Genomic DNA, 5,763 nt, shown 5'->3' with positions numbered 1-5,763 from the left:
TGAGCGCGCGCCCGACCAGCCCAGGCTCGACCGGCCCGGACTCGACCAGGCGCTCGACCGGAACCGCCTCGACCGGCCGGAACTCGACCCCGCCAGGCTCGACCCGGGACCGCTCGACCCGGCACGGTTCGACCCGGCAGCGTCCGAACCGGCACGGTCCGACCCGGCATCGCTCGACTCGGCCCGCTCCGAGTACCCCGCGGCCGGGTCCAACAGGGACGACGTCCGCGACGCGCCGGTTCCCCGGCCCGGCATACGGGCGTCGGGCGCGGACGGCATCCCGGCGCGCCACATCCCGCCCACCGGTGCCCCTTCCGCCGCCGCCAACGAGCCGGCGCCCCGCCCCCGGCACCAACTGCCCGACCTGAACAGCGCGGCGAGCTGGAACGCCTTCACCGCGCCCCGCCCCGCGCCGGCGCCGCCCCGCGCCGACCTGCCCTTCCCGGATCACGGTCCGGAGGAGGAGCCGAAGCCGGTCACCTTCCGCTGGGACGCGGACGACTCCCGGCCCGGCACCCCCCGTACGGCGAGCCGGGCGACCGACCTGCCCGCCGCCGAGATGCCCGGTGCCCAACCTCGCGGGGCCGAGCCGTCGTCGGAGGTCGAGCCGGAGCCGGCGGCCGACCGGTCCCGGCCGAAGCGGAGCCTGTTCCGCCGAAACAAGGCGCGCGGGGCCGAACCGCCGGCCGAGAACCCGGAGGCGGAGCCGCTCGCCGCGCAGGACGAGGAGTACGTCGACTGGGTCGCCGGCCTGAGCCGCCCGCTGGCCGACAACGAGCCGGAGACGGAGAGCGGCCGCCGCTCGCTGCGGTCCAGCGGCCGGCACCACCGGGACTGAGGAAGCACAGCGGTCCGGCGACGGCACCCGCCGTCGCCGGACCGGCGTCGTTTCAGGGTCAGGCCATCGGCAGGTACACCCGGCCGCCGGAGGAGAGGAACTCCGCCGACTTGTCCTGCATGCCGCGCGCGGCGTAGTCCTTCAGCTCCTGGGTGATCTTCATGGAGCAGAACTTCGGCCCGCACATCGAGCAGAAGTGCGCCGTCTTCGCCGGCTCGGCCGGCAGCGTCGCGTCGTGGTACGACCGGGCGGTCTCCGGGTCCAGCGAGAGGTTGAACTGATCGGACCAGCGGAACTCGAACCGGGCCTTGGACAGCGCGTCGTCCCAGGCCTGTGCGCCGGGGTGGCCCTTGGCCAGGTCGGCCGCGTGCGCCGCGATCTTGTACGCGATCACGCCCGCCTTCACGTCGTCCCGGTCCGGCAGCCCGAGGTGCTCCTTCGGGGTGACGTAGCAGAGCATCGCGGTGCCGAACATACCGATCATCGCCGCGCCGATGGCCGAGGTGATGTGGTCGTACGCGGGGGCGATGTCGGTGGTGAGCGGGCCGAGCGTGTAGAACGGCGCCTCGTGGCACCACTCCTGCTGGAGGTCCACGTTCTCCTTGATCTTGTGCATCGGGACGTGGCCCGGACCCTCGATCATCACCTGCACGTCGTACTCCCAGGCGATCGTCGTCAGCTCGCCGAGGGTCCGCAGCTCGGCGAACTGGGCCTCGTCGTTGGCGTCCGCGATCGACCCGGGCCGCAGCCCGTCGCCGAGGGAGAACGTGACGTCGTACCGCGCCAGGATCTCGCACAGCTCCCGGAAGTTGGTGTAGAGGAAGTTCTCCTCGTGGTGCGCCAGGCACCAGGCCGCCATGATCGACCCGCCCCGGGAGACGATCCCGGTCACCCGGTCCACCGCCAGCGGCACGTACGGCAGCAGCACCCCGGCGTGCACGGTCATGTAGTCGACGCCCTGCTCGGCCTGCTCGACGACGGTCTCCCGGAACACCTCCCAGCTCAGCTTCACCGGGTCGCCGCCGACCTTCTCCAGTGCCTGGTAGATCGGTACGGTCCCGATCGGCACCGGCGAGTTGCGCACGATGGCCTCGCGGGTCTCGTGGATCCGCTTGCCGGTGGACAGGTCCATCACGGTGTCGGCGCCCCACCGGGTCGCCCAGGTCAGCTTCTCCACCTCCTCCGCGACCGACGAGGTGACCGCGGAGGTGCCGATGTTGGCGTTCACCTTCACCAGGAACGCCTTGCCGATGATCGCCGGCTCGCACTCGGGGTGGTTGACGTTGAGCGGCAGCACCGCCCGACCGGCGGCGATCTCGTCCCGGACGAACTCCGGGGCCATCCCCTCCCGGATCGACACGAATTCCATCTCCGGCGTGACGACCCCGGCGCGGGCGTACGCGAGCTGGGTGGGCCGCTTCCCGTCCGTCCCGGCCAACGGCGTGCCCGCACCGCGCGCCGGGGCCACGTCACCGCGCTCGGCGATCCACCCGCCGCGTAGCGGCGGCAGCCCCACCTCCGGATCGGAGCCCGGGCCGGAGGTGTCGTAGAGGCGCAGCGGCGGGTTGTCCCCGGTCAGCTCCACCTCGGCGAACGGCACCCGGACGTCCGGCCGTGACCCCTCGACGTAGACCTTGCGACGTGCCTGCATGACAGCCTCCCTGATGGTCAACAGGACCAGCCGAAGTGGTCCAGCGGGCCGCGTCCCGCGCCCAGTTCCCAGTCCCGCGCGCCGGTCAGCGCGCGGGTGACGTACTCCTTGGCGGCGGCGACCGCGACCGGCACCGGGTCGCCCGCCGCCAGCCGGACGGCGATCGCCGCCGAGAACGAGCAGCCGGTGCCGTGGGTGTGCCGGGTCCGCACCCGGGGCGCGCGCAGCAGGATTGTCGTCCCGCCGCCGCACAGCACGTCGACCGACTCGCCGCCGGCGTCCACGTCACCGCCGGTCACCACCACGTGCGCCGGGCCGCCGGCGGCGATCGCCTCGGCGGCGACCGCCATCTCCTCGACCGTGGTCACCGGGCGTCCGGTGAGGGCGGCGGCCTCCGCGCAGTTCGGCGTCGCCACCTCCGCGTACGGCAGCAGCCGCTCGACCGCCTCCACCACGCCGAGCGGGTGTCCACTGGTGGCGACCAGCACCGGGTCGACGACCAGGTACGGCAGCCGGCCCGCCTTCGCCGCCTCGGCCACGGCGTCGGCGACCGCCGGGGTGCCGAGCATTCCGGTCTTCACCGCCCGGACGCGGAAGTCGCCGAGCACGCTGTCGAGCTGCTCGGTGACCGTGCGCGGGGGCAACGGCAGCACGGCGTCGACGCCCCGGGTGTTCTGTGCGGTGACGGCCGTGACCACGCTGGTGCCGTACGCGCCGAGGGCGGCGAAGACCTTGAGGTCGGCCTGGATGCCGGCGCGGCGCCGGAGTCCGAGCCAGCGATGGTGAGGACCGTCGTCGGGGTCACTGGTTCTCTCCCGTGATCGCTGTCGGTGGCCGTGTCGAGGTGGGGGGCTGCGGCCGACCTTCCGGGTTTGTGGGTGTCGCTGTGGGGGGCTGCGGCCGACCGTGCCCACTCCGGGCGGTCAGGCTTGATCCCTGCGTGGGCACGGTCGGCCGCAGCCCCATGTCGGAGACCTCCGCGCGGGCGTGCCGGCTTCGCGGCATCGGGACGGGCGGGAACGCCGAGACCGCTGATGTGGCGGTGGTGGCAGGGCTGGCGGCCTGGAGGGCCTCGGTCAGGGTGGCGGCTGCCTGGGTGGGGTCTTCGGCTCGCATGATGGCGCCGAGCACGGCCACGCCGACGGCGCCCGCCTGGACGCAGGCGTGCACCTGGTCGGGGGTGTCGATGCCGCCGAGCGCGAGGACGGGCACCGGGCTGGCCTGGATCAGCTCGGCGAGCCCGGCTGCCCGCAGGGGTGGGCCGTAGCCGGGTTTGGTTCTGCTGGGGAAGACGGGTGAGAGGGTGGCGTAGTCCTCAGTGGTGAGTCGGGCCAGTTCGGCGCGATCGTGGCAGGAGCGGCCGACCAGGCCGAGGGTCGGTGGCGGGTAGGGGCCGGCCGACGGCAGGTGGACGGCGTCGCCGTCCAGGGGGTCGGGGCCGGCGACGATCAGGGTGCCGCCCACCTCGGCGAGGAGCGGACGCAGCGCGGCGGCGAGGGCGGCGCGTTCGGCGCGGGGCAGGTCCTTCTCGCGCAGCACCACCCAGCGCACTCCCCCCGGCCACCGCCGCCGCGACCACCTCGGGCAGCGGCCGCCGGGCCTGCCACCGGTCGGTGAGCACCACCAGGCCCGAGGGCACCTCCGGACGGGCGGGTCCGGTCGCGGCGAGCCGCCCCGAGCCGGCTCGACGCGGGTCCGGGCGCGTTCCGACGGGGCGTGGACCGCGCACTCCGCCCGCCTCGGGCGGCCCGTCGACGACCTGCCGCGTCGCCGTCACAGGTCGGGCCTTCCCTCGTCGGGCGTGGAGGCGAGGGCGTGGAAGCGGCGGGCGATCCGGCCGGCGCCGTACGCGAGCCGGCCCGCCTCCACCGCGTACCGCATGGCGGTGGCCATCGCCACCGGGTCGGCGGCCCGGGTGACCGCGCTGGCCAGCAGCACCGCGTCGCAGCCCAGCTCCATGGCGAGCGCCGCGTCGGAGGCGGTGCCGATGCCGGCGTCGAGGATCACCGGCACGGCCACGCTCTGCCGGATCAGCCGGATGTGGTGCGGGTTGGTCACGCCCAGCCCGGAGCCGATCGGCGCGCCGGCCGGCATCACCGCGGCGCAGCCCACGTCGGCCAGCCGGCGGGCCAGGATCGGGTCGTCGGAGGTGTACGGCAGCACGGTGAACCCGTCGGCGACCAGTTCCTCGGCGGCGCGCAGCAGCTCCACCCCGTCGGGCAGCAGCGTGCGCTCGTCGCCGATCACCTCCAGCTTCACCCAGTCGGTGTCGAACGCCTCCCGGGCCAGGTGGGCCACCTTCACCGCCTCGCCGGCGGTGTAGCAGCCGGCGGTGTTCGGCAGCAGCCGCACCCCGCACCGGTCCAGCACGTCGAGCAGCCCGCCGGCCGCGGCGGGGGTGGTGTCCACCCGGCGCAGGGCCACGGTGACCAGCTCGGTGCCGGAGGCCCGGACGGCCTGCTCCAGCACGTGCAGGTTGGCCGCGCCGCCGGTGCCGAGGATGAGCCGCGACCCGAGGGTGACGGTGCCGATGGTGAGCGTCACGCCGCTCACCCGCCCTGGGCGGCGCTGAGCACCTCGACCCGGTCGCCGTCGCGCAGCACGGTCGCCGGCCAGCCGGTGCGGGGCACCACCTCGCCGTTCACCGCCACCGCGAGGCCGCGCCGCTGCTCGGTGACCGCGCGGACCAGGTCCGCCACGGTCGACCCGCCGGGCAGGTCCCGGCCGGCACCGTTGACGATCAGTTGCACGTCTCCTCCTCGGGGGTGGGTGCGATCCGGTCCCGGCCGGCGGCTCGGGCGGCGGCGCCGACGGTGAACCGGTCCGGCGCGAAGGGGGCGAGCAGCGGGTCCGCCGCGCCGCTGACCACCAGCTCGGTGATCAGGTCGGCGGTGACCGGGGTGAGCAGGATGCCGTGCCGGTGGTGGCCGGCGGCGACCAGCACACCGGGCCGGCCGGGCAGCGGCCCGAGGATCGGCGCGTTGTCCGGCGTACCGGGGCGCAGCCCGGCGGCGGCCTCGACCAGGTCGTACTCGGCGAGGTCGGGCACCAGATCGACGGCGGCGCGCAGCAGCCGCAGCACCGCCCCGGCGGTCACCTCGGTGTCGGCGCGCTCCTCGACGGTCGCCCCGAGGACCACCTCGCCGTCGGCGCGCGGCACCAGGTACACCGACTCGCCGTCGGCGTACCCCCGGATCACGTGCCGGAAGTCCGGCGCGCCGCGACCGGGCGCGCGCAACCGGAGCACCTGCCCCTTCACCGGCCGGACCGGCAG

General features: G+C 75.1%; 4 protein-coding genes and 3 pseudogenes. 1 reads left to right on the top strand and 6 read right to left on the bottom strand.

What is annotated here, in order from left to right:
* Window positions 1–838: pseudogene (locus JNW89_RS25560) on the top strand (hypothetical protein); the annotation flags it as partial.
* 58 nt (window positions 839–896) lie between these two features.
* Here the strand turns inward: JNW89_RS25560 and thiC are convergent.
* From thiC to JNW89_RS25530, 6 genes and pseudogenes are all read right to left on the bottom strand, one after another.
* Window positions 897–2,489 (bottom strand): phosphomethylpyrimidine synthase ThiC, encoded by a 1,593-nt coding sequence (gene thiC / locus JNW89_RS25555; protein ID WP_238449402.1) that lies wholly within the window; start codon window positions 2,487–2,489, stop codon window positions 897–899.
* Window positions 2,490–2,506: 17 nt separating this feature from the next.
* A pseudogene (gene thiD, locus JNW89_RS25550) lies at window positions 2,507–3,294 on the bottom strand (bifunctional hydroxymethylpyrimidine kinase/phosphomethylpyrimidine kinase).
* Window positions 3,295–3,536: 242 nt separating this feature from the next.
* Window positions 3,537–4,128: pseudogene (locus JNW89_RS25545) on the bottom strand (thiamine phosphate synthase); the annotation flags it as partial.
* A 134-nt stretch (window positions 4,129–4,262) separates the two neighbouring features.
* Entirely contained in the window at window positions 4,263–5,042 is a 780-nt protein-coding gene (locus tag JNW89_RS25540; protein ID WP_238449404.1) for a thiazole synthase, read from the bottom strand.
* Window positions 5,039–5,239 (bottom strand): sulfur carrier protein ThiS, encoded by a 201-nt coding sequence (gene thiS / locus JNW89_RS25535; protein ID WP_088960276.1) that lies wholly within the window; start codon window positions 5,237–5,239, stop codon window positions 5,039–5,041. The genes JNW89_RS25540 and thiS overlap by 4 nt, the downstream gene beginning before the upstream one ends.
* A partial coding sequence (locus JNW89_RS25530) for an FAD-dependent oxidoreductase (RefSeq protein ID WP_238450839.1) occupies window positions 5,230–5,763 on the bottom strand: 534 nt, incomplete at its 5' end. The genes JNW89_RS25530 and thiS, both read right to left, overlap by 10 nt.

This window comes from Micromonospora sp. 4G55, assembly GCF_016803375.1.
The sequence above is the reverse complement of the archived record's forward strand: the minus strand, read 5'-3'. Positions and strand labels throughout refer to the sequence as shown.

Excerpts from the sequence above, each read along its gene's own strand:
- thiC (WP_238449402.1), bottom strand. The coding sequence starts at position 2,489 with ATGCAGGCACGTCGCAAGGTCTACGTCGAGGGGTCACGGCCGGACGTC.